The sequence below is a fragment of the Stenotrophomonas chelatiphaga genome (assembly GCF_001431535.1).
In the GTDB taxonomy this organism is placed as follows: Bacteria; Pseudomonadota; Gammaproteobacteria; order Xanthomonadales; family Xanthomonadaceae; genus Stenotrophomonas; species Stenotrophomonas chelatiphaga.
Map to the genome: position 1 here is coordinate 36,367 of NZ_LDJK01000060.1, position 23,395 is coordinate 59,761.

Here is a 23,395-nt window from a genome sequence, read left to right on the forward strand (position 1 = left end):
CAGCGCCAGCGCACCATCAGAACCGGTACCGCAGGCCGGCGTAGTACTGCCGTCCGGTCACGGTGTAGCGGTCCTGCAGACGCAGCGCGGAGTCCACCCAGCGGCTGTCCTCGGTATCCAGCAGGTTGATCGCCTCGAAGGTCATCGACAGCTTGTCGGTGATCCGGTAGGACATGTTGAAATCAACGTTGCGCACGCTGTGCTTGCCGGTGACATCCGGGGTGGCCAGTGAGTTGCCATCCAGGTCCCACACGCCTTCCTGGCTCAGCACTTCGCTGATGTAGCCGTCGCGGTAGCTGGTCGACACGCGCGCACTGAAGCGACCGTCGTCGTAGTACAGCGTGGCGTTGTACGAATCGGGCGACAGGTTGACCAGGTCCTGTTCGGTCACCGTGGTCTCGATGCGCGTATTGCTGCCGGCGGCACTGCTGAACAGGTATTTGATGCTCGAGCCGACGTGGGTGTAGTTGAGCTGGATGCCGAAGCGGCTCCAGAACCCGGGCAGGAAGGTGAACGGCTGCTGGTAGGTCAGCTCGTAGCCCTTCAGCGGCCCGCCTTCGGTGTTGTAGTAACTCTGCACGTTGAACAGGGTGTCGGCGGCGAAGCCGGCGGGCAGCAGGTCCAGCGAATAGCCCATGTCCTGCCAGGTGGTCAGCAGGCGGGTGCGCTGCACGTAGCTGTCGATGTCCTTGTAGAACACCGCGCCGGACAGCATCGCGCCTTCGGCGAAGTACCACTCCGCGCTGAGGTCGACGTTGGTCGAACGGAATGGATCCAGCTTCGGGTTGCCGAGGTTGATCGAGAAGGTGCGGCCGTCGTCGAAGTACTGGGTGGGCCCTCCGCTGACGCTCGGTGACATGTAGGCCAGCGTCGGCCGCGCCATGGTCTTGGCGGCGCCGAAGCGCAGCACCACGTCTTCGGCCACGTCCCAGGCCAGGTTCAACGAAGGCAGCACGTCCTGGTAGCTGTGCTGGACCACGGTGCTGATGGCCTGGCGGTCACCGGCGGCGGCGGTCGCACTGGCCACGCCGAAGAACGTCTCGCAGTTGGCGGTATTGTCGGCCGGGCAGGGCGCCCAGCCGGAGGCGGTGATCTGCGTATCCACCAGGCGCACGCCCAGGTTGCCGCGGAACGCGCGACCCAGCAGGTCGGTGTTGAAATCGAGCTGCAGGTAGGCGGCCATGCTGCGTTCGTTGACGTCGAAGTTGTTGTTCGACGATCCGAAGTGGCCGATCCCGGCCAAGCGGTAGTCACCGCCGGGAATGCCGGTATCGCAGTTGCAGTTGATGTCGAGCAGCTCGGCGACGCGGCTGAAGTCGGGCACCAGCCAGCTGCCCGGGGTCTGGCCCGGCAGGCTGCTGCCGAAGCCATCGAGGGTGGTGGACAGGTCAGCGACGGTCACCCCGGCCGGCAGCGCCTGGGCCAGCCGGCCGTAACTGATGTGGCGGTACTCCTCGGTCGCCATGTCGTAGTCTTTGTACGCCAGGCCGGTGCGCAGGGTGAAGGTCGGGTTGATGATGAACTGCAGGTCGACCTTCGCGGTGTCGAAGCGGTTATCGACGTAGCTGGGGTTGAGCCTGACTTCACTGATGTTGCTGCCGCGCGCGGTGCCGTTGCTGTTCACCGGTACCGCGCCGTAGCCGAGCCAGCGCCACGCATCGGGATCATTGAGGCCGAACGGGAAGCTCATCGAGGGCATGCCGCCATTGCGCATGTCCAGCACGAAGCCATCGAGGTTGCTGTTGTCGAAGCTGACCATCGAGAACGTCGGCCGCTCGTAATCCGAGCTGGAATGGCCGACCACCGCGTCCAGGCGCACGGCGTCGTTGAAGCGGTGCTCGAAGTTCAGGCTGTACTGCTGGAATCGGGTCGACTCTTCGATCAGGCTCGATTCGGTGCGGAAGTCGACGTTGTCGAACACCCCGTAGGTCAGCCGGCCCTGGTCGTCGGCCTGTGCTTCGCGAACCACGATCTGGGTCTTGCCGCCGAGGTTGGCGGCGCGGTGCAGGTTGGCGCCCACCGAGTCTTCGCGCTGGTCCTTGTCCAGCTGCGAATACATGGCATCGAAGCTGAGCAGGGTGTCCTCGCTGAACCGGAACTGCAGCGCGCCGGTCACGCCCAGCCGCTCGATCTCGTGCTCGGTGCGGATGTAGCGCGGATAGCGCGGCAGCCAGGCGTTGGTCGCGGTCTCGTACGCCTGGATGTTTTCCGCGGTCGCCGCCGGGCGCGGCAATCCCGTGCCACAGTTGTTGGCATCGATCCCATAGCTGCCCCAGCCGTTGCTGCGATCCTGGTTGGCCTGGCTGCCGACCCCGGCCGGGGTTTCATTGGCGGCCGGGTTGCGCGGGGTCTGCGGGTTGTAGCCGACCGGCGAACAGAAACCGTAGGTGCCGTTGTTGCTGGCGTTGGACTGGTTGGAATTGCGGTGGTTGCCGTGTTCCCAACGCACCGGGTTGTAGCCCTCTTCGTACACGTTGCGCTTGCTGTACGACGCCGAAAGCAGGGCACCGAAACGCCCGTCGGCCCATGAGTTGCTGATCAACCCGGAGATGCGCGGATCGTACTGTTCGGCCAGCTCGCCATAGCCGACCTGGGCGCTGGCCGATGCCTGCATGCCGTCGAAGTCGAACGGGCGCGAACCGCGCAGGTCCACGGTGGAACCGAGCGAACCCTCGTCCATCTGCGCGGACTGGGTCTTGTTGACCTTGACCTGGCTGAAGAGCTCGGAGGCAAAGGTGTTGAAATCGAAGCCACGGCTGCGGTTGACGCCGGCACTGCCGTTGCCGCCGGTGGCCAGGGCTTCCAGGCCATTGAGGCGTACCCGGGTGAAGTCCGAACCCAGGCCGCGGATGGAGATGCGCTGGCCCTCGCCGCCTTCGCGGTCGATCGACACGCCGGCGATGCGCTGCAGCGACTCGGCCAGGTTCTGGTCGGGGAACTTGCCGATGTCTTCGGCGAAGATCGCATCGACCTGTTCGGTCGCGTAGCGCTTCTCGTCCAGCGACTTTTCCAGGCTCTCGCGGTAGCCGGTGACCTTGACGCCATCGAGCTCGGTCACGCTGGAAGGCGGGCCGGCCTCCTGCGCCAGTGCGGGGGTGGCCAGCAGTGCGAGAGCGATGGCCGTGGCCAGTGCGGCGGTGCAGGGGGTATGGCGGTGACGGTTGCGATCCATGTCGGCTCCCTCCAAGGAGATGACGCTTGCGGTGACGTCGGGGTACGCCCGGCCCGAGGAGGTGACACCGATCATCCAGTCGGCATGGGGGCGTAAATTAACAGCGCGCTGCCGTGCGCCGCATCTTGCGACGCAGCACATGGCAGGCGGAGGTGATGCAGCGCGTGGCGCCGTGCAGGCCGCCACGCGGACGCGTGCGATGCAGCGATCAGAACTTGTAGCGGACGCCGAGCAGGACCTGGCGGCCGGTCTCGGTGTACATCAGCGGCAGCTGGCCGGTCAGCGGCGAACGCACCCATTCGTCGGACGCTTCGTTGGTCAGGTTGACGCCTTCCAGGGTCAGCTCGAGCTGGTCGCTGACCTTGTAGCGCAGCGAGGCGTCAATCATCGTGGTGCCGGTCATGCCGTGCACGCCGTCCAGGTTGAAGCCGGTTTCCTGGCCCGGTGCCTGGGTCAGGTAGTCGTCGCGGTTGGTCGCCGACACGCGGCCGGACCAGACTTCCCCTTCATAGAACAGCGTGGCGTTCCACGAGGTGGGCGACAGGCCGGTCAGGTCGTTCTTCATCACCGGCTGGCCCTGGCCATTGAGGTACTGGATCTTCGATTCCACCCAGGTGTAGTTCAACTGCACGCCGAAGTTGGACCACTTGCCCGGCAGGAAGGTGAACGGCTGGGTGTAGTTGGCTTCCGCGCCATGCAGTTCGCCACCGGGGGTGTTCAACGGAATGCTGAAGGTGAACTCGTCGTTGACCGTGGCACCGGTGCCGTCCAGCAGGCTGGCCGGCAGGCCGCTGGTGGAGTACGGACGCACGTCGCGGGTGGTCTGCACGAAGGACTCGATGTCCTTGTAGAACAGGCCCAGGCCGAGCATCGCGCCTTCGTTGAAGTACCACTCGAAACCGAGGTCGACGTTGGTCGCGCGGATCGGATCCAGGTTCGGGTTGCCACCGGCAACCGTGCGTGCGCCGCCGGCCACCGCCACGGTCACGCCCGGGGTCAGGAAGCCCAGGCCCGGACGGGTCATCACCTTGGCCGCGCCGAGGCGGATCAGGAAGTCCGGCGCCACTTCGGCGACCAGGTTGAACGAGGGCAGGGTGTCATCGTACTTGCGGTTGCTGGTGGTCAGCACCGGCACGCCGCCGACGGTGGCGTAGCCGTTGGATTCCTGCTTGGTCTCCACATAGCGCACGCCGAAGTTGCCCGACAGCGGGATCGAACCGAGGTCGGTGGAGAACTCGCCCATCAGCCACACGCCGCGGTCCTTTTCTTCCACGCTGCGGCTGTTGTTCAGGCGCGGGGCGACGGCGAAGGTGCCGGTGTTGCTGTAGATGTCGAACAGGTCGGCGACCGCATCCAGGTTCGGTACCACCCAGCGCGACGGAGTGCCGCTGATGCCCTGCAGGCCTTCCTGCTGGGTGTAGGCCGGCGGCACGATCAGCCCGCTGCCCGGGAAGGTCGGCACCGCCAGTTCACTGGCGCGGCGCAGTTCCACGGTGTCGAAGCTGTAGTCCTTGGCCAGCACGCCACCCTTCAGGCGGAAGCCGGGGCTGATGTTCCAGTTGAAGTCCAGCTGCGCGGTGTCGAAGTCGTTGTCCACCGTCTGCGGGCGCAGGCGGATTTCAGCGAGCGTCCAGCCATTCGGGTTGGTCGGATCCACGCCGTAGTTGAGGATCGGCATGTTCTTGTTGCCACGGTAATCGTAGCTGTACCCATCAACATCGAACTTGTCCATGATGATGGTGGTCTGCACCGGGTTCTCGTGCGCCGAGCGCGAGGTACCCAGCTTGCCGCTGATCGAGAACGCATCGCTGAAACGATGGTCCAGGTTCAGGCTGACCTGCTTGAAATCGGTGCTCCACTCGTCGTGGCGGTTCTCGCTGCGGATGTCGACGTTGTCGAACACGCCGTAGACCAGCGCGTTGTTGCGGATCTCACCGTCGCGCACGATGGTCTGTGGCTTGCCGGTGCCGGAGCGGCTGAAGGAGATCGCTTCGATGTAGTGCTCGTCGCGGTCGGCATCGATCTTCGAATACAGCGCGTCCAGCGACAGTTCGGTGCGATCGGTCGGCTTCCACTGCAGCGAGCCGGTGACGCCCAGGCGTTCCTGCTTGTGCTCCATCTGCACGTAGCGCGGGAAGCGCGGGTGGAACACGTTGGCACCGCGTGCGGCGGCGAACGGCGAGCTGGCGGCGAAGCCACCGTTGCTCGGGCCATTGGCCCAGCGGCCGGTGTTGGAGCCTTCTTCCAGCGCCTGGCGCTCGGAATAGGCCACCGACAGCAGCGCACCGAAGGTGCCATCGGCGAAGGTGTTGGAGATCAGCGCCGCCATGCGCGGATCGGCCTTCTGCGCCATGTCGTTGTAGCTGGCCTGGCCGCTGGCGGCGAAGGTGAAGCCTTCATAGTCGAACGGGCGCGCGGTGCGCAGGTCGACGGTGGCGCCGAGCGAGCCTTCTTCCACATCGGCCGAAGCAGTCTTGCGCACGATCAGCTGCGAGAACAGGTCCGATGCGAACACGTTGAAATCGAAGCCACGGCCGCGGTTGGTACCGCCGCTCTGGTCGCCGGCGCCGACGGTGGCCAGCGCTTCCATGCCGTTGATGCGCACGCGGGTGAAGTCCGGGCCGAGGCCACGCACCGAGATGCTGCGGCCTTCGCCGCCGTCACGGGTGATCACCACGCCGGGGATGCGCTGCAGCGATTCGGCCAGGTTGAGATCCGGGAACTTGCCGATGTCTTCGGCGACGATGGCATCGACCACGCCGGCTTCGCCGCGCTTGATGTCCAGCGCCTTTTCCACGCTGGCGCGGTAGCCGGTGACGGTCACTGCGTCCAGGTTGGTCGCAGCGTCGCTGCTGGTCTGCTGGGCGACGGCGGGGGCGGCGAGTGCCAGACCGATGGACAGGGCCAGCAAGGTAACCGGTGTCTTTTTGCGGTTGCTACGAGAAATCATGGCCTTTCCCTCTCCCAAAGGTCTGGTTCACAACGCGATGTCAGCAAGATGACACCGCTGGTCAGGGCGGACGTTAACAGCACCTTCAGGATCGGGCATCTTGCACCGCAACAGATTGCGCATGTCCCGCAGAGGCTTGCGGGACAATGACTTCGACAATGGGGGCGGGTAGACGTGGTGGCCCTGAGGACTAGAATGACACCGATAGCCAAGAGCCACGCGGGGTGCGTGGTTCCCTCCGGCGGGCAGCGACGCGATGCTGCGGTCCGGGCAACGAGGACATCTGATGAGTCGAGTGGTCTGTTTCGGGGAACTGTTGTTGAGGATGGGTGCGCCGGGCAACGAGCTGCTGCTGCAGTCGCCGCGCCTGGATGTGCATGTCGGCGGCGCCGAAGCCAATGTCGGCGTATCGCTGGCGCGCTTCGGCCATGACGTGGCGATGGCCAGCACGGTGGCCGACAACCCGCTGGGCGCGCATGCGCTGGGCGAGCTGCGCCGGCACGGCGTGGACACCCGCGGCGTGCGCCTGCAGGCCGATGGCCGCATGGGCCTGTACTTCCTGACCACCGGGGCCGTGCAGCGCGCCAGCGAAGTGGTGTATGACCGCGCCGATTCCGCGTTCGCGCTGAGTACCGCGGCCGACTACGACTGGCCGGCGCTGCTGCAGGGCGCGGACTGGCTGCACCTGTCCGGAGTCAGCCCGGCACTGGGCGCCGATGTGGCCCAGGCCACGCTGGCGGCCGCACGCGCGGCACGTGCGCAGGGGGTCAAGGTCTCCTTCGATGGCAACTTCCGGCCCAAGCTGTGGCAGCGCTGGGGCGGTGATGCCAAGGCCATCCTGCGCGAACTGTTCGCCCAGGCCGACATCGTGTTCGCTGATTACCGCGATATCGAAGTGGTGCTCGGCCAGCCCTTCGCGCAGGAAGACGTGGTCGCCCGCGTGGAAGCGGCAGCTGCCGCCGCGTTCGCCGCCTTCCCGCAGTTGCAGTGGATGGCCTGCACGCAGCGCCAGGCGCTGAGCGTGGACCACCACGCACTGGGCGCGCTGCTGATCGGCCGCGACGGCACGCGGGCCCAGGCGCCGGTGCGCCAGCTGCAGGGCATCGTCGACCGGATCGGCGGCGGGGATGCGTTCGCTGCCGGCATCCTGCATGGCATCATGCGCGGCTTCGATGCCGACGCCACCGTGCGCTTCGGCTTGGCCGCCGGTGGCCTCAAGCATTCGATCCCCGGCGATTTCAACCCCGTCAGCGAAGCTGATGTATTGGCCCTGGTGGGCGAGGAGCGTTTTGATGTCAGGCGCTGATCCGCGCGTTCGCGCGGTACTGAAACTTGCACCGGTGATCCCGGTGTTCACCCCCGATGACGTGGACGATGCGGTGCAGGTCGCCCAGGCGCTGTTCCGCGGTGGCCTGCCGGTGGTGGAAGTCACCCTGCGCACGCCGCGCGCGATGGACGCGATCAAGGCCATGGCCGAAGCCGTGCCGGATGCGGTGATCGGCGCCGGCACGGTGTTGACCGCCGCGCAGATGCAGGCAGTGAAGGAAGCCGGCGGGCGCTTTGCGGTATCGCCGGGCGCGACCGATCGGCTGTACGCGGCCGCACGCGACACCGACCTGCCGTTCCTGCCCGGCGTGGCGACCTCGTCGGAGCTGATGCACGGGCTGGAGCAGGGACTGGATACGTTCAAGTTCTTCCCCGCCGTGCAGGCCGGCGGTGCGCCGTTGCTGGCCGCCTGGGCCGGCCCGTTCGCCGATGTGCGCTTCTGCCCCACCGGCGGTATCAGCGTGCAGACCGCGCCGCAGTTCCTCCACCTGCCGAACGTGCTGTGCGTCGGCGGCTCGTGGTTGACCACCGCCGCACTGCTGCAGAGCCGCGACTGGGCGGCGATCGAAGAACTGGCCCGCCAGGCATCGGTGCTGGCCAGCTGACCTGCGCCGACGGCGTGAGAGCATGACGGCCAGCGGCCGTCATGCTTCCGCCTTCCGCTGCGCTCGCCGAGGATGGCTCGGCGCTACCAGGGCAGCGTCCAGCGCGGCCGACCCAGTCGGCTCTACAATTCGCACATGGCGATGTTGAAGACCTTCCTGTTTTCCCTGCTTGCGCTGGGCGGTTCGCTGCTCGCACTGGTGCTGGTCACCACGGTGGCCAGCTGGCTGCCGCCGTTGATCGGCGTGCATGCGGGCGGCGCGGTGCAGCTGGGCTGGGACTTGGCCTTCACCGTGCTCGGCGGCATTGCCGCAGTGGCGTTCGCCAGCCACTACGCGCCCTGTTGGCCGCGGTCGCACGGCGTGTCCCTCTGGTTGCTGCTGGCGGTCGCCTCGCTGTGGGCGGCCTGGGACATGGGCAACGACTTCCCGCGCTGGTTCGTGGTGCTGCTGGTGGTCTCGCTGCCGCTGCAGCTCGGTGCTGGCCTGTGGCTGGGTGCACGCCGTTTGCGCACCGCAACAAAGGCTTAACAATTCCCCCCTAGTCTCTATGTCCGCCGGTTACCGGCACGGCCGCGCAGGGGCCTTGTGCGAACCATCGCATGGGCGCGCGGCACGAACTCACAGGGCAATGGGGACCATCCGATGCGCAATACCCTCCGGGAGACGCCGACGCGCGTCCCCCATGCGAAGCTTTTGTCCCGCGCCGTGCGCGCCGTGCTGGTGAGCGGCATCGCCACCCTGCCATTGCAGGCGCTGGCAGATGAAGCAGCGCCCGTTGCAGGCGGTGCAGCGGCGATGCAGCAGCTGGACACGGTCGTGGTGACCGGCGGCTACGCAAAGAGCCTGGAGCGCGCGGTTGATCTCAAGCGCAGCAACATCGGCTTCTCCGATTCCATCGTCGCCACCGACGTGGCCGATTTCCCGGAACAGAACCTGGCCGAAGCACTGCAACGCATGCCCGGCGTTACCATCGAACGCAACAAGGGACTGGGCAGCAAGGTCAGCGTGCGTGGCCTGCCGTCCGAGTTCACCCACGTCTCGATCAACAACCTCGCCACCGCCTCGGGCAGTGGCGGACGCGATGTGCAGTTCGATATCTTCGCCTCGGACGTGGTGCAGACCGTGACCGTGCAGAAGTCGCCGACCGCGGCCGACGAAGAAGGCGGCATCGCCGGTTCGGTCTACATCGAAACCGCCAAGCCGTTCGACTATGCCGAGCCCAAGTTCAGCGCCTCGGCCGAAGTGGCCAACAATTCGATCAACGGCAAGAACGATCCGAAGATCTCCTTCCTGGCCAGTGATACCTGGGGCGACTGGGGCGGGCTGGTGTCGTTCTCCAAGGCCAAGCGGACCAACCGCACCGACTCCAATTCCGGCATCAACTTCCGTCCGATGGGCCGCTTCCTGGAAGCATCCGGCAGCCGCGGTGCACAGGCGGCTGCGGTGCTGGCGCGCGATGCGGGCATCGTCGTCGGCAACCGCATGGACAAGGACGAGACCAACCGGATCATCTTCCAGGACAAGGTCGGCGATCGCATCTACCTCAACGAGCAGGACCAGTGGGGCGCGACCGCATCGCTGCAGTTCAAGCCGAGCGACGCGTTCTCGCTGAGCTTCGATGCGATGTTCGGTGGCTACGACACCCACGAAGACGAATACGATGCGGCGGCCTATTCGGCATCCAGCCGCAGCACCCTGGACACCATCCACGACTACGACGCCGACACGTTGTCGCGCTATGGCATGGTGGTCCTGCGCGATGTGTCCTACACCGCCACCCAGCATGAAATCCTGAGCAAGGAACGCTTCGCCAACACCGACTACCGGCAGTTCAGCACCAAGCTGGACTGGACCGTGGGCGGCTGGGACATCGATGCGCTGGTCGGCTACTCCGGCGCACGCCGCGATTCGGACTACGCCAACCTCAAGCACGTCGCCTACGCCCCGTCGCGCACGCGCTGGACCGCCAACGGCGGCGAGACCCTGGCCAGTGCGGCGTCCAACGGGTTCGACATGTACAACTCGCCGGAGAAGTACCTGTTCGAAGCCTACGAGACCGAAGTGGAGCACGTGAAGGACGACAAGTACGCCGCGCAGCTGGACTTCCGCCGGTCGATGGAACTGGCGTTCTTCCCGGCGCTGACCAGCGTCAAGTTCGGTGCGCGCTACACCGACAAATCCAAGGACCGCGCGTTCGGCAACACCAAGATCCAGGGCCCGACGGCTGGCAGCGCGGCATGGGTGAACACCCGCACGCTGGCCGACAGCAAGCCCGGCTGGATCAGCGACATCGTGCCCGGTGGCGGCTACCAGCCGAGCAACCTGGACTGGCAGCAGGTGTCCAACAGCTACGCGCGCAACACGTTCCGCTATGCGGGTTTCACTACCCCGCTGGACAACGGCCAGTTCTACCAGGTCGATGAAAAGACCCTGGCGCTGTATGCCATGACCGATTTCTACTTCGATATCGGCACGGTACCGGTGTACGCCAACCTGGGCGTGCGTTCGATCGACACAAAGGTCGATTCGGCCGGCTTCCACCCGGTGCAGAACGCCGATGGCAGCAGCGGTTACACGCCCACGCCGATTTCCAGCAGCGGTGACTACAGCGACCTGCTGCCCAGCTTCAACATGACCGCCGAAATCGCCGATGGCCTGGTGCTGCGCGCCGCCGCATCGGAAACGCTGATGCGTCCGTCGCTGACCGACATCGCCTACCGCCGTACCGTCAGCTGGTCCAGCTTCCGCTTCATGGACGGCAACCCGGCACTGAAGCCGACCACCGCCAAGCAGTGGGAAATCGGCCTGGAGAAGTACCTGGAGAACGGCGGACTGCTGTCGGCCTCCTACTTCTCCAAGAAGATCGACGGCGTGGTGCGGCAGTCGCTGACCGGCATCGTGCCGAACGTGGAGAAGCTCAACGCCAACGGCTCGCTGGACGGCTACTACGACTTCGAGGTCTACCAGCCGGTCAACGCTGATGGTTCCTACAAGGTCACCGGCGTGGAACTGGTCGCGCAGCTGCCGCTGTCGATGCTGCACCCGGCGCTGGAAGGCTGGGGCATCAATGCCAACTACACGCAGCTGGACAACTCGCTGACCGGCGCATCGGACCTGGATATCCCGACCCCGCCGGAAGGCCTGGCCGAGAAGGCGTACAACTTCACCCTGTACTACGAGAACGATCGCTTCGACGCGCGCGTGTCCTACAACTACAAGGACAAGTACGTGGAGTACATCCACCTCAACCTGTACCCGGTGTACCGCGATGCCTACGGCCAGACCGATGCGTCGATCGGCTTCCGTCTGAACGACACCTGGAAGCTGAGCCTGGATGCGATCAACCTGTTCGACGAAGAGACCTCCGGCTACACGATCGATAAGTCCTTCCCGACCCAGTACGAGTTCTCAGGTCGCCGCGTCAGCCTCGGCATCCGCGCCGATTTCTGATCGGCTGTCGGTGGGTGACTGCTGTCGGTGGGTGACGACCGTTGGTCGTCACCGTCACAGCGTCGGCAACACCTGCTTCAACGTGGTGATCCCCTCCCAGGGATCACCCTTCAGGCGCTTGGCCCGTGCCAGTGCCTTGTCCAGCGGAAACGCATCGGCCGCCGCGACGCGGCCGAGTTCTTCCCAGCGCAGCGGCACCGCCACGCCTGCACTTTCCCGCGCCCGCAACGACCACGAACACACGCTGGTGGCGCCGCGTGCATTGCGCAGCCAGTCGATGAAGATCACCCCGTTGCGCTTGGCCTTGCTCATGGTGGCCACGTAGCGGTCCGGCGCATGCTGCGCCAGCGCCTGCGCGAAAGCTTCGCAGAACGCCTTGGCCTGCTCCCAGTCGGCCTTCGGCTGCAACGGCACCACCACGTGCAGGCCCTTGCCGCCGGACAGTCGCACGAAGCTTTCCAGCCCGGTTTCCTGCAGCCGCGCGCGGATGTCACGCGCAGCCGCCTTGATCTGTGTCCAGGTCACGCCGTCGCCGGGATCCAGGTCGAACACCAGCCGGTCCGGGTGCTCCGGGTCGGCCACCGTCGCGCCCCAGGGATGCAACTCCAGGGTGTTCATCTGCACCAGTTGCAGCAGCCCTTCCACGTCGTCGATGTAGACGTAGTCTTCGGTGCCGCTTTTCTGTTCCAGTGGCACTGCGCGCACCGCATCGCCCAGGCCCTGCCCATGGTGCTTCTGGAAGAAACAGGGCTTGCCTACTCCCTGCGGGCAACGCAGCAGCGACAGTGGCCGGCCGCTGATTTCCGGCAGGATCCACGCCGCCATTTCGCGGTAGTACTCGGCCACCTCGCCCTTGCGGATCTTCTTCTGCGGGTAGACCACGCGCTCGGGGTGGGTGATGCGCAGGTCCGGCTCCTTGCCTTTCACCGCAGCAGCAGCAGGCTGCGCGCGGTCGGGCTGCAGGTCGGGCGCGGTCTTGTCGGTGCGCAGCCGTTTGAAACTGGCCTGGCGCAGCAGTCCCTCCTTGCCCCAGCCGCGGAAGGCCACTTCGGCCACCAGCGTAGGCTTCACCCAGTGCACGCTGGCGGCGCGGAACGGCACATGCGCCGGCAGCTCGACCGCCGCCTTCGCGGTAGCCAGCTTGCCCAGCGAGTCGCTCAACGCGCGCAGCTTCGCATCATCGAAGCCGGTGCCCACGCGACCTACGTAACGCAGGCCGCCCTTATCCGGCGTGGCCATCAGCAGCGAACCGAAGCCCTGCCGTGAGCCCTTCGGCGCGGTGTAACCGACCACCAGGAACTCGTCGGTTTCTTCGTGCTTGATCTTCACCCAGCTGCGCGCGCGGCCGTTCGCATAAGGCGCATCCACCTGCTTGCTGATGATGCCCTCGAAGCCGGCCTTGCCGCTGGCAGTGAACACCTCCGGGCCGTGGTCGACCACGTGGTCACTGTAGGCCAGCGTGCCCGGTACATCTCCGATCAACGCCTTCAGCAGCGTCTTGCGCTCCAGCAGTGGCGCGCGGCTGATGTCCACGCCGGCCACGCCCGGCAGATCGAACACCACGTAGCGCAAAGGTTGTTTCGAACTGCCATCGATCACGCGTTGCAGCGCAGCGAAATCACTGCGGCCGTCAGCATCGAGCACCACCAGTTCGCCATCCAGCCGTGCATCCTTGACCGGCAGCGCGGCGATGGCGGCGCTCACTTCGGGGAAATCACCGCTCCAGTCCAGTCCGTTGCGCGAACGCAGCGTCACCGCGCCATCGTGCAGGTCGGCGAGCAGCCGGTAACCATCCCATTTGATCTCATGCAGCCAGCGCTCGCCGTCGGGGGCGCTCTCGCGGTGATCGGTGAGCTGCGGCGCATAGGTGTGTGGATACGGCGTATCGCGGGCATCGGGCAGCGCCAGCGCGCGCGTGTGCCAGCGCGCGTCGGCCTTGCGCACGCGCGGTGCCGCCGCAGGCGTGCTCTTAGACACCGTGCTCTTCGACGGCGTGGCCTTCGACGACGCTTTCGTCGGTGGCGTGGCCTTGCGTGATCGGGTGGCGGTGGTCGACGTCGCAGGCGGGGTCTCCAGCAGGTCGTCGGCCTCTGCGTCGGTGGCATGGGCATCGTCGCGCTTGATCAGCAGCCATTGCACCTGGCGTCCTTTCAGGTTGGTGCGTACCAGCTTCCAGCCACCGCGCAGGCGCTGCCCGTGCAGCACGAAGTCGAGCTTCCCCGCCGCCAGCGCTTCCAGCGGATCGCCGTCGATGGCCCAGTTTCCGTGGTCGTAGACATCCACGTGGCCAGCCCCGTAGTGCCCCTTTGGAATGTCGCCCTCGAACGTCGCATAAGACAGCGGATGGTCTTCCACCTCCACCGCCAGGCGCTTCTCGCCAACCCGCAGCGACGGCCCCTTCGGCACCGCCCAGCTCTTCAGCACGCCATCCATTTCCAGCCGGAAATCGTAATGGCGGCTGCTGGCGTGATGCAGTTGCACGACGAAGATCGGCCGGCGCGCCGGCCGGCCGCGCCCGGCCTGGTCATCCGGCTCGGGCGTGCTGCCTTCGGCGGCGCCCAGCCGGCGCTTGCGGCGGTACTGGTGCAGGGACATGGATCAACCCGCCTTGCGGCGTGGCGCGGCCTTCTTCGCCGGCTTGCTGGCCGCCTTGGCAGGGGTCTTCTTTGCGGCCGCCTTGGCCGGCGCCTTGCTGGCCTTTTTCGTCGCCGCCTTCTTGACCACCGCCTTGGTGGCGGTCTTCTTGGCCGGCGTGCGCTTGTTGGCATCCAGGCTCTTCTGCAGCAGCGACATGAAGTCCACCACGTTGGTGCTGGCGTCTTCGCGCGGGGCGGGCTCGTCCTCCACCGTGGTGGTGCCGCCGTCTTCCTTGATTCGCTTGGTCAGCACGCCCTGCAGCCGCTCGCGGAATTCGTCGTGGTACTGGCTGGGATCCCAGTCGCCGGCCATCGATTCGATCAGCTGCTCGGCCATCGCCGTCTCTTTGCTGGTGATGCGGTAGTCGGACACCTTTCCGGAAGGCAGCTTGTAGTCGGCCGGGTCGACCAGTTCCTGCGGGTAACGCAGGATCATCAGTACCAGCGCATCGTCGTTGGGCATCACCGCACACAGGTACTCACGGGTGCGCACCACCACCTTGGCGATGCCGACCTTGCCGGTGCTGCGCAGGGTCTCGCGCAGCAGCACGTAGCCTTTTTCGGCCTTCTTGCCGGGGATCAGCAGGTAGGGTTTTTCGAAGTAGCGCGGATCGATCTGCGCGGCGTCGACGAAGCTTTCCACCTCGACGGTTTCATGGCTTTCCGGCGCCGCGGATTTGATGTCACCTTCTTCCAGCACGACATAGCTGCCCTTGTCGTACTCGAAGGCTTTGACGATGTCCTTCCACGGCACTTCTTCGCCGGTATCGGCATTGACCCGTTCGAAGCGGATCGGTTTCTTGTCGCGCGAATCGAGCATGCGGAACTGCAGGTCGGTCCTGCGCTCGCCGGACATCAGCGAGACCGGCACGTTGAGCAGGCCGAAGGAAAGAGTACCGGTCCAGATGGGACGGGCCATGGGACGCACCGTACGGTGTCAAGGAAACCCCAGCTTCAGCGCGCGCGCGTGAAACGCCCGTGTCCTCCAACTCAAGAAGGGGTCAGAGTCGGGGGTCAGAGTCCTTTTCCGGGAAAACGACTCTGACCCCGACTCTGACCCCTTTCACAAGTCACTGCAGCAGCGGGCGCACGGCCGAGGCAGGCATGTGGTCCAGCGCCAGCCAGGCGTCTTCGACGACTTCACGGGCCTTGGGCCAGCGCATTCGCGACTCGCCGCGCATCAGCTCCCACTGTGCGGCCAGTTCGCCTTCGGTGTCTTCGCCGCCGCCGCGTGGCCAGTTCGCTGCGTGGGTGGTCAGGGCGAAGGCATACGCCGGGCACAGGTCGCGCCAGCTGCGGTGGGCCTGCCGACGCCGGTCGTCGTAGTCGTTCAGCATGTACTGCAGGTAATCCTGCGCGACGGCCTGCGGGTCTTCGCGCTGGTGGCGGCGGGCGCGACGTTGGGCCGGGCTGCCGGCCAGCGGGTCGCGCCGGGCATTGAAGACCGAGGGCGCGGGACGTTCCGGGCGGTTCATGGCGCGGCTCCTGCTTGCAGGGCGGGCGGCCAGATGTAACCACGGCGCCGTTATCCAGTCGTGATCGATGTGTTCATGACGCGGGATTCGCAGTGGCTTTACCTCTGAAGGACTCTAGTAGGGCCTCATCGAGGAGAGCCGCCATGAATAGAGACACCTCGCGCGATCCATTGCGCCAAGCCACGCCCCCCGTGCCCGGCGAGCAGCACGGCAAGCACGACAACATGGATGCCGAAGACCGCGGCACCGGCGCGCCGTTCGTCGACGCGGACACGGCAGCCACCGCGGACGAGCACCTGCCGGTGCGGCATGTCAGCGACCAGGCCGCGCAGGACCGCAAGGACTGCGGCGACCGTCACCGCGGTGGCCAGGAAAGCCCGCTCAAGCGCCGCGAGCGCAAGCAGCACGCCAGTGACAACCAGGACCAGGCGCTGGAGGAGACCTTCCCGGCGAGTGATCCGACGTCACCGTTCGTGCCGGCGAAGGCGCCGGATTGAGGGAGTGGGGTGACGGCCAGCGGCCGTCACTACCGGGCTGTGGTGGCTGACGGCCAGCGGCCGTCACTACCGTCCGGTTGTCGTCAGCGCCAGGACCACTGCACGCCCAGGCTGCCGCGGCGGTCCGGGCCGGGTTCGTAGTAGCGGCCGTTGCCGTCGTTGACGATCACCGAGCCGATGTAATCCTGGTCCAGCAGGTTGTCCACACGGGCGAACACGCGCAGGTCGCCGCCGCGCAGGGTCCAGCGCCGGGCAGCTTCCACGTTCATCACGGCATAGCCCGGGGCGCGTTCGGTGGCGAGGTCGTTGACCACCGTGTCGCTGCTGCCGGTCACTTCAGCCGCCCACTGCCAGTCGCGCGGCTGCCATTCCAGCCGTGCGAAGGCCTGCTGGCGCGGCACGCCGGGCAGGCGGCTGCCGGCGGCAACCGGCGTATCCGGCACCGCGCAGCCGCTGCCGGCGCAGGCCAGGTAGGCGCTGCGCACTTCGGCCTGCAGCCAGGTCCAGGCCACCTGCAATTCCAGGTCCTGCGCCAGCGGCTGGTGCCATGACAGCTCGGCGCCCTGGCGACGGGTCCGGCCGATGTTGCGGTAGGTACTGCGGCCATTGGTGTTGCTGGCCACGGCCAGCTCATCGTCGGTATCGGCGCGGAACAGGCTTACGTCCAGCCGGCGACCGTCCTGCGCCTGCCATTTGCTGCCGATTTCCACATTGCGGCTGCGGGCGGCGGACAGGTCCAGCGCCAGCCCGGCCTGGCCATCGGCGCGGTAACCGAGCTCGTTGAAGGTGGGGGTTTCGAAGCCACGGCCGACCGCGGCGTGCAGCCGCCATTGCGGGTTCACCTCGAAACTGACCCCGGCCACCGGCGTGGTGGCCTGGTAGCGGCGGCTGCCGCTGTCGTCGGGGTTGCGGCCGACGATGTAGTGGTCTTCCGACCGGAAGCGCACGCTGCTGTGGCGGGCGCCGGCCAGCAACGACCATCGCGGGCTCCACTGCCACCACGCCTGTACGAACTGGTCGACGTTGGACACCGTGTCGCGCTGGTCACGGCGCAGCCGGCCGCGCACGCCCAGCTGGTCGCCGACGAAGTTCTCGTGGCCGGTGCGGTGCTGGCGCTGGCGGTCGGCATTGACCCCGGCGGTGACGTCCAGCGCGCGTCCGGCCAGCTCACCGTTCCAGCCCCAGCGCGCGTCCAGCCCGCCGAAATCGCCATCCAGTCCGATCACCCCGCCGGCATGCAGCGGATTGGCCTGCGGGCCCGGCGGGATGGCCAGGAACTGGGTCACCTCGCGCTGGCCGGCGTAGCCGGTCAGGCGGAAGCGGTGATCGTCGCGCTGGCCGCTGTAGACCAGCCCGGCCTGCGACTGCCGGACCGATTTACGGGTGTTGTACTGATGCGCCACCGCGGTGGCCTGGCGCGGATCAGCGGCCACCTGGGCGCGGGTCAGGCCGAGCGGATCCTGCGCGTCCGGCGCATCCAGGTAGTTCACCAGCAGCTCCAGCCGGTCCTCGCCCACGGCCATGCCCAGCCGTGCATTCAGCGATTCCCGGCGGGCCGCGCTGTGGTCGCGCCAGCCATCGGTACGGAAGTGGTTGGCGGCGATGTTGTAGTCCATCGGGCCCTGCACGCCGCGCAGGTGGGCGCCCACGCTCAGCGTGTTGTCGGCGCCGGCATTGAGCCGCAGCCGCCACGGATCGCCTTCGCGGCCCTGCGCGGTATGCACCTGCAGCACCCCGCCGGAGGAGTTGCCGTACAGCGCCGAGAACGGCCCGCGCAGCACGTCGATGCGCTCCGCACCGAGCAGGCTGGCGTGCGAAAGCTGGCCCTGGCCATCGGGCATGGTCGCCGGTACCCCGTCCACCAGCACGCGCACGCCGCGCACGCCGAAGGTGGAGCGCGCACCGAAGCCACGGATCGACAGCTGGGTGTCCTGCGCCAGGTTCTGCCGGTCACGGGCCAGCACCCCGGGAATCCCGCCCAGTGCCTCGGACAGCTGCGCCTGCGGACCACTGCGGTCGTCGTCTATCCACACCGTGTCCAGGCTGGCCGGCAGCGCGAAGGGATCCACCCCGGGCACCCGGGCGGCCTCCACGTCCACCGCCGGCAGGGTGCGCGCCGGCGGGTCCTGGGCGAAGGCGAGGGTGGGCAGCAGCAGGGCACAGGCAACGGACAGGCGGCGACGCGCCGGGAGCAGGTTCATCATTCAGGTTCAGCCACAAGCATGAACGGCCCATGGTACCGGCCAGCAGGTGATGAGGAATGCCGCGCCACCGGCACGCTTTGTTACGATGACGTCGTCACTGCCCACGGTGGTGGCGCTGCTGCGTGCTTTCTTCCTCCCCCTTACCGAATGAGTACCGCCGTGTCCTTCTTTGCAAACGTGGAACTGGTCCCCGGTGACCCGATCCTGGGCCTGACCGAGGCGTACAACGCCGACAGCCGTCCGACCAAGGTCAACCTGGGTGTGGGCATCTACTACGACGAAAGCGGCCGCATTCCGCTGCTTCGCGCCGTCAAGCAGATCGAGCAGCAGCTCGCCACCGAAGCCAAACCGCGCGGCTACCTGCCCATCGATGGACTGCCGGCCTACACCCAGGCCACCCGTGAGCTGGTGTTCGGCAAGGATTCGCCGCTGCTGGCCGCTGGCCGCGTGGCCACCACCCAGACCGTGGGCGGCAGCGGTGCGCTGCGCGTCGGCGCCGAGCTGCTGAACAAGCTGCTGCCGCACGCCACCATCGCCATCAGCAACCCGAGCTGGGAAAACCACCGCGCCGTGTTCGGTGCGGCCGGCTTCGACGTGGTGGAATACAGCTACTTCGACGCACAGACCCACGGCGTGGACTTCCCTGCGATGCTGGCCGACCTGCAGAAGCTGCAGCCGGGCACCGTGGTGCTGCTGCACGCGTGCTGCCACAACCCCACCGGTGCCGACCTGACCGTGGACCAGTGGAAGCAGGTGGCTGAGGTCCTGAAGGAACAGCAGCTGTTCCCGTTCATCGACATGGCCTACCAGGGCTTCGACAAGGGCATCGAGCAGGATGGCGCCGCCGTGCGCATCATCGCCGAAGCCGGCATCGACAGCTTCGTGGTCGCCAACTCGTACTCCAAGTCGTTCTCGCTGTATGGCGAACGCGTGGGTGCGCTGTCGATCGTCGCCCCCAACGCCACCGAAGCCAAGGCCGTGCAGTCGCAGATCAAGCGGATCATCCGCACGATCTACTCCAGCCCGTCCAACCACGGTGCCGCGCTGGTGGCCGGCGTGTTGAACAGCCCGGAACTGCGCACGCTGTGGGAAGCCGAACTGACCGAGATGCGCGAGCGCATCCACGCCCTGCGTCATGGGCTGGTGGACCGCCTGGCCGCCCTGGGCGCGCCGGAATTCGCCTTCATCAACGACCAGGCCGGCATGTTCTCCTACTCCGGCCTGAGCCGCGTGCAGGTGGAAAAGCTGCGCGATGACTACGGCATCTACGCCGTCGGCACCGGCCGCATCTGCGTGGCCGCGCTGAGCCAGAGCAACCTGGACTACGTCGCCCAGGCCGTGGCCAACGTCGCCAAGGCCTGATGCAACACCAAAAAGGGGACGGAGGGGATTAATAATCCCCTCCGTCCCCTTTTTGCATCCGGGCGGCGACAATAGGCGCATCTTTCCGTCGCTCGAGCCCTGTCCATGTCCCGTACGTCGTTGACCCGGTATCTCATCCAGGAACAGCATGCCGGCCGCATCAATGCCGACCTGCGCCAGCTGATCGCCGTGGTCGGGCGTGCCTGCACCAACATCTCCATCGCCGTCAGCAAGGGCGCCCTCGGCGGCGTGCTGGGCGAAGCCGGTACCGGCAACGTGCAGGGCGAGGCGCAGAAGAAGCTGGATGTGATCAGCAACGAGATCCTGCTGGAAGCCAACGCCTGGGGTGGCCACCTGGCCGCCTGCGCATCGGAAGAAATGGACCACTCGCAGCCGGTGCCGGACATTTACCCGCGCGGTGATTTCCTGCTGCTGTTCGATCCCCTCGATGGCAGTTCCAACATCGACGTGAACGTGTCGGTGGGCACCATCTTCTCCGTGCTGCGCTGCCCGAAGGGCGTCGAGTTGCCCGGTGATGACAGCTTCCTGCAGCCCGGTACGGCGCAGATCGCCGCCGGTTACTGCATCTACGGTCCCAGCACGCAGATGGTGCTGACCGTCGGCCATGGCACCCATGCGTTCACCTTGGACCGTGAAACCGGCGAATTCGTGCTGACCACCCAGGACATGCAGATCCCGGCGGCCACCCAGGAGTTCGCGATCAACATGTCCAACCAGCGGCATTGGGAAGCCCCGATGCAGGCCTACGTGGCCGATCTGCTGGAAGGCAAGGAAGGCACGCGCGGCAAAGACTTCAACATGCGCTGGATCGCCAGCATGGTGGCCGACGTGCATCGCATCCTGACCCGCGGTGGCATCTTCATCTACCCGTGGGACAAGAAGGACCCGTCCAAGGCCGGCAAGCTGCGCCTGATGTACGAAGCCAACCCGATGGGCCTGCTGGTGGAACAGGCCGGCGGCGCCGCGTCGACCGGCCGCGCGCGGATCCTGGATATCCAGCCGGACCAGCTGCACCAGCGCGTGCCGGTGTTCCTCGGTTCGCGCGATGAAGTGGCCGCCGCGGTGAAGTACCACCAGCAGCACGACGCCTCCGCAGACTGAGCAGCAGGCGCGCGTGATCGCCTGGCCGTCGGGCACGCCGCCGCACATGTCGGTGGCGTGACAACCCCCGCGCCAGTGGGCACCATCAAGGGCCCGCTGGCGAAGGATGCAGGCATGCACACGCAGGACCCGGTTGATTTCATTGAAGTGATCCACAACGCCGTGCCCGCCGATGTGTGTGCGGCGATCGTGGCGCGATTGCGCGCAAGTGACCGCCTGCAACCGGGTGCGGTAGGCAGTGGTGTGTTCCCGGAACTCAAGCGCAGCAAGGATCTGCGGATCAGCGGGCTTTCTGATTGGGCTGATGTTGAAAACGTCCTGCAACAGGCCGTTTTCAACGGGCTGCTGAGTTATCTACGCCGTTATCCACAGGCTCTGATCGCGCCGCTGATGTTGCAGATCCAAGACAGCAACGGCCAGCCCAAGCGCCTCGTGGCAGAAGATTTCCCCGACATGAGCCCGGCCGCGCTGTCGGATCTTGCGCGCACGTGCCTGCGTCCGGGCGCGATCAACCTGCAATGGTACGCAGCAGGCGAGGGCGGTTACCCCTACTGGCATTGCGAGCTGTATCCGAAGGACGTGAAGGCGGAAACCCTGCATCGCCACCTGCTGTGGACGCTGTACCTCAACGATGAATTCGAAGAGGGTGAGACCGAGTTTCATTTCCAGCAGCGCAAGGTCACGCCACGCACCGGCAGCCTGCTGATCGCGCCGACCGCCTTCACCCATACCCATCGCGGCAATCGTCCGCAGGGCGGGGACAAGGTCATCGCCACCAGCTGGATCCTGTTCCAGTCCGCGCAGAAGCTCTACGGCGGCTAAGGTCCCCATTTCCCCGGGCGCTGAACGCACACGTGTCCACCTTTCCCTTGGCCGACATGTGCAGCGACGCCCGGGGAGATGAGGATGCTGGCAGCAAGCATCCTGCTCATGGGCGGGTCTTCCGTGCGGCGGTGCGTCCCCAATTCGATTGATGGAGTCGATATTGATTGGCGTTGCCTCTGCACGGCGCCTATCTTCCGCGACACGACGCGAACTGCCTTTCAGAAATCGCTCACCGTACCGCCGGCGGTCGTGCCAGAGGTCCATGCCAGGCGTCGGATCCCTTTCGCGCAGCGAAAGGGCTCTGACCCCATACCGACCTCCCCTGACGGCCAGACCGCTGCGCTCGCCGAGCGTGGCTCGGCGCTACCCTCCTCACCGCCAGCCTCGGTAGGTGACGACCCCGCTTCGGTGGGTGACGACCTTTGGTCGTCACGCGCTTGCCGCGCTGCAAGTCAGAGCACCGCATCCTGGGTCAGACCATGCGAGGTTTCCACGTCGTACTGCCGGTCGCGCTGCCGATACTCCTCGACAATCGCACGTCCCAGCCTGTCCACCTCCGCCTCCAGCGGCGCACAGCCCTTGTTCGATTTCAGGCTGACGAACTGCCGGCGGAGTTCATCGGCAGCGGCCACGCCAAACTGGAAATGGCCTTGCTCGTGCACGGTCAACGCGGCCAGGAAGCGGTCCCATCGCTGCTGCAGCTCAGGATCCGCACGGTCGCGATCTTCCCAGCGGGGCAGGGTGATCGTGCCCTTCAATTGAACAGACGGCGAAGTGAGCAAGCAACGGTTGCCCTGCGACTGCCACCGATACGTCCACGACACGTTCCAGTCGGCACGCCCTGGATAACGCCTTCCCGTGGGATCGGCCGGCCCCAGCGAGCGCATCGCGCTGCCCAGCTCGCGGTCGGTAGTGCCGTGAATCGTGTAGTGCACGACGCTCGGCGGGTCATAGGCCGACGCGACGTTGGCGACCAGCAACAGCACGACAAGGGGCAGCAAGCGCATCCCTGCACTCCGAAGAAGTAATCGCAAAGTGTAATCGCGGCGGATCTTCAAACGCGACTCGCGGTGCCGCGCGCTGCAGGTTCAATCCGCCGGCCGCACGCCTTCGACAGCGTCCACCCGCAGCGCCAATCCCAACGCGCGCAGCGCGCCCATCATCGTGCGCAGGGTCAACGTGCGTCGGCCGTACAACTGGCGACGCACCACCTCGACAGGCAGCCTGCATTCGCACGCGATGGCACGCAGTCCTGCATCGCCAGCAACATAGGCGAGGGCCTCGCCGAAGATCGCCGCATCACCTTCGCTTTCGGCAATGCACGCGTTCAAATACTCAATCACCGCCTGCGGCGTGGACGGCCGGTCGAAGTGACCTGCTGCTTCCATCTCCGCATAGGACAGCGTGGCGCGACCGGCCTTCATCGGAACGGCCTGCTGATGAGGAAGAAGGACACGTACACGGCGTGCCGGGGCTGCATGGACATCGAAAGACCTCGCATGGCATGGGCCACCTGCGCCGGGGCGCAAGGTGGCGGGCGATGCGGGTTGGCGTACCGGACTACGCGACACTCATTAACCGGCGGATCGGGATCCCCGCGCACCGCCCGCCGTATGACCGGCAGTGCAGTGCATTCTCCGCCGTGCCCGAGGGCTACAACAGAGGCAATGAGTGATGCGTAGTGTCGGGACGCCAATCCCGGCTGGCACGTTCGGCACCAGCCCGGTCATCGTGCACAGCCATGTGCACCTGCGTCCATGAGAAAAGTTGC

16 protein-coding genes are annotated in these 23,395 nt (G+C 66.3%); 8 read left to right on the plus strand and 8 right to left on the minus strand.

The window, feature by feature from the left end:
• Positions 1-16: 16 nt before the first annotated feature.
• Positions 17-3,172, minus strand: coding sequence for a TonB-dependent receptor (locus tag ABB28_RS12905; RefSeq protein WP_057509001.1), 3,156 nt, complete (start codon positions 3,170-3,172; stop codon positions 17-19).
• A 208-nt stretch (positions 3,173-3,380) separates the two neighbouring features.
• Positions 3,381-6,122, minus strand: coding sequence for a TonB-dependent receptor (locus ABB28_RS12910; RefSeq protein WP_057509002.1), 2,742 nt, complete (start codon positions 6,120-6,122; stop codon positions 3,381-3,383).
• Between the two features lie 286 nt (positions 6,123-6,408).
• On the opposite strand from ABB28_RS12910, the gene ABB28_RS12915 reads away from it, so the two are divergent.
• From ABB28_RS12915 to ABB28_RS12930, 4 genes are all read left to right on the plus strand, one after another.
• Entirely contained in the window at positions 6,409-7,428 is a 1,020-nt protein-coding gene (locus ABB28_RS12915; protein ID WP_057509003.1) for a sugar kinase, read from the plus strand.
• Positions 7,415-8,053, plus strand: a complete 639-nt coding sequence (gene eda, locus ABB28_RS12920) for a bifunctional 4-hydroxy-2-oxoglutarate aldolase/2-dehydro-3-deoxy-phosphogluconate aldolase (RefSeq protein ID WP_057509004.1) — start codon at positions 7,415-7,417, stop codon at positions 8,051-8,053. The genes ABB28_RS12915 and eda overlap by 14 nt, the downstream gene beginning before the upstream one ends.
• Before the next feature lie 135 nt (positions 8,054-8,188).
• Complete coding sequence (locus tag ABB28_RS12925) at positions 8,189-8,581, plus strand: hypothetical protein (protein ID WP_057509005.1); 393 nt, start codon at positions 8,189-8,191, stop codon at positions 8,579-8,581.
• A gap of 165 nt (positions 8,582-8,746) precedes the next feature.
• Positions 8,747-11,503, plus strand: coding sequence for a TonB-dependent receptor (locus ABB28_RS12930; protein ID WP_245625340.1), 2,757 nt, complete (start codon positions 8,747-8,749; stop codon positions 11,501-11,503).
• Between the two features lie 54 nt (positions 11,504-11,557).
• On the opposite strand, the gene ligD is transcribed toward ABB28_RS12930, so the two are convergent.
• The 3 genes from ligD to ABB28_RS12945 all read right to left on the minus strand — a co-directional run bounded on the left by ligD (position 11,558) and on the right by ABB28_RS12945 (position 15,614).
• A complete protein-coding gene (gene ligD, locus ABB28_RS12935; protein WP_057509007.1) occupies positions 11,558-14,098 on the minus strand; it encodes a DNA ligase D in 2,541 nt (846 codons plus the stop codon).
• A 3-nt stretch (positions 14,099-14,101) separates the two neighbouring features.
• On the minus strand, positions 14,102-15,058 hold the full coding sequence (gene ku / locus ABB28_RS12940; RefSeq protein WP_057509008.1) for a non-homologous end joining protein Ku: 957 nt from the start codon (positions 15,056-15,058) through the stop codon (positions 14,102-14,104).
• A 151-nt stretch (positions 15,059-15,209) separates the two neighbouring features.
• Positions 15,210-15,614, minus strand: coding sequence for a hypothetical protein (locus ABB28_RS12945; protein WP_057509009.1), 405 nt, complete (start codon positions 15,612-15,614; stop codon positions 15,210-15,212).
• A 143-nt stretch (positions 15,615-15,757) separates the two neighbouring features.
• On the opposite strand from ABB28_RS12945, the gene ABB28_RS12950 reads away from it, so the two are divergent.
• On the plus strand, positions 15,758-16,111 hold the full coding sequence (locus tag ABB28_RS12950) for a hypothetical protein (protein WP_057509010.1): 354 nt from the start codon (positions 15,758-15,760) through the stop codon (positions 16,109-16,111).
• Positions 16,112-16,194: 83 nt separating this feature from the next.
• On the opposite strand, the gene ABB28_RS12955 is transcribed toward ABB28_RS12950, so the two are convergent.
• Positions 16,195-18,315, minus strand: a complete 2,121-nt coding sequence (locus ABB28_RS12955; RefSeq protein WP_425479548.1) for a TonB-dependent receptor family protein — start codon at positions 18,313-18,315, stop codon at positions 16,195-16,197.
• Positions 18,316-18,474: 159 nt separating this feature from the next.
• Between ABB28_RS12955 and ABB28_RS12960 the strand changes: the two genes are divergently transcribed.
• The 3 genes from ABB28_RS12960 to ABB28_RS12970 all read left to right on the plus strand — a co-directional run bounded on the left by ABB28_RS12960 (position 18,475) and on the right by ABB28_RS12970 (position 21,621).
• Complete coding sequence (locus ABB28_RS12960; RefSeq protein ID WP_057509011.1) at positions 18,475-19,677, plus strand: amino acid aminotransferase; 1,203 nt, start codon at positions 18,475-18,477, stop codon at positions 19,675-19,677.
• Positions 19,678-19,782: 105 nt separating this feature from the next.
• The gene (locus ABB28_RS12965; RefSeq protein ID WP_057509012.1) at positions 19,783-20,799 is read left to right on the plus strand and encodes a class 1 fructose-bisphosphatase; all 1,017 of its coding nucleotides are present in this window, start codon (positions 19,783-19,785) and stop codon (positions 20,797-20,799) included.
• A 114-nt stretch (positions 20,800-20,913) separates the two neighbouring features.
• Positions 20,914-21,621, plus strand: coding sequence for a 2OG-Fe(II) oxygenase (locus tag ABB28_RS12970; RefSeq protein WP_057509044.1), 708 nt, complete (start codon positions 20,914-20,916; stop codon positions 21,619-21,621).
• 455 nt (positions 21,622-22,076) lie between these two features.
• On the opposite strand, the gene ABB28_RS17775 is transcribed toward ABB28_RS12970, so the two are convergent.
• Both ABB28_RS17775 and ABB28_RS12980 read right to left on the minus strand, forming a co-directional pair.
• Complete coding sequence (locus tag ABB28_RS17775; protein WP_083492028.1) at positions 22,077-22,631, minus strand: DUF922 domain-containing Zn-dependent protease; 555 nt, start codon at positions 22,629-22,631, stop codon at positions 22,077-22,079.
• An 81-nt stretch (positions 22,632-22,712) separates the two neighbouring features.
• Positions 22,713-23,048, minus strand: a complete 336-nt coding sequence (locus ABB28_RS12980; RefSeq protein WP_057509014.1) for a helix-turn-helix domain-containing protein — start codon at positions 23,046-23,048, stop codon at positions 22,713-22,715.
• Positions 23,049-23,395: the final 347 nt, after the last annotated feature.

Bases quoted from the DNA above. Each gene is read 5' to 3' on its own strand.
- ABB28_RS12905 (WP_057509001.1), bottom strand. From the start codon at position 3,172: ATGGATCGCAACCGTCACCGCCATACCCCCTGCACCGCCGCACTGGCC.
- ABB28_RS12910 (WP_057509002.1), bottom strand. From the start codon at position 6,122: ATGATTTCTCGTAGCAACCGCAAAAAGACACCGGTTACCTTGCTGGCC.
- ABB28_RS12915 (WP_057509003.1), top strand. From the start codon at position 6,409: ATGAGTCGAGTGGTCTGTTTCGGGGAACTGTTGTTGAGGATGGGTGCG.
- eda (WP_057509004.1), top strand. From the start codon at position 7,415: ATGTCAGGCGCTGATCCGCGCGTTCGCGCGGTACTGAAACTTGCACCG.
- ABB28_RS12925 (WP_057509005.1), top strand. From the start codon at position 8,189: ATGGCGATGTTGAAGACCTTCCTGTTTTCCCTGCTTGCGCTGGGCGGT.
- ligD (WP_057509007.1), bottom strand. From the start codon at position 14,098: ATGTCCCTGCACCAGTACCGCCGCAAGCGCCGGCTGGGCGCCGCCGAA.
- ku (WP_057509008.1), bottom strand. From the start codon at position 15,058: ATGGCCCGTCCCATCTGGACCGGTACTCTTTCCTTCGGCCTGCTCAAC.
- ABB28_RS12945 (WP_057509009.1), bottom strand. From the start codon at position 15,614: ATGAACCGCCCGGAACGTCCCGCGCCCTCGGTCTTCAATGCCCGGCGC.
- ABB28_RS12950 (WP_057509010.1), top strand. From the start codon at position 15,758: ATGAATAGAGACACCTCGCGCGATCCATTGCGCCAAGCCACGCCCCCC.
- ABB28_RS12955 (WP_425479548.1), bottom strand. From the start codon at position 18,315: ATGATGAACCTGCTCCCGGCGCGTCGCCGCCTGTCCGTTGCCTGTGCC.
- ABB28_RS12965 (WP_057509012.1), top strand. From the start codon at position 19,783: ATGTCCCGTACGTCGTTGACCCGGTATCTCATCCAGGAACAGCATGCC.
- ABB28_RS12970 (WP_057509044.1), top strand. From the start codon at position 20,914: ATGCACACGCAGGACCCGGTTGATTTCATTGAAGTGATCCACAACGCC.
- ABB28_RS17775 (WP_083492028.1), bottom strand. From the start codon at position 22,631: ATGCGCTTGCTGCCCCTTGTCGTGCTGTTGCTGGTCGCCAACGTCGCG.
- ABB28_RS12980 (WP_057509014.1), bottom strand. From the start codon at position 23,048: ATGAAGGCCGGTCGCGCCACGCTGTCCTATGCGGAGATGGAAGCAGCA.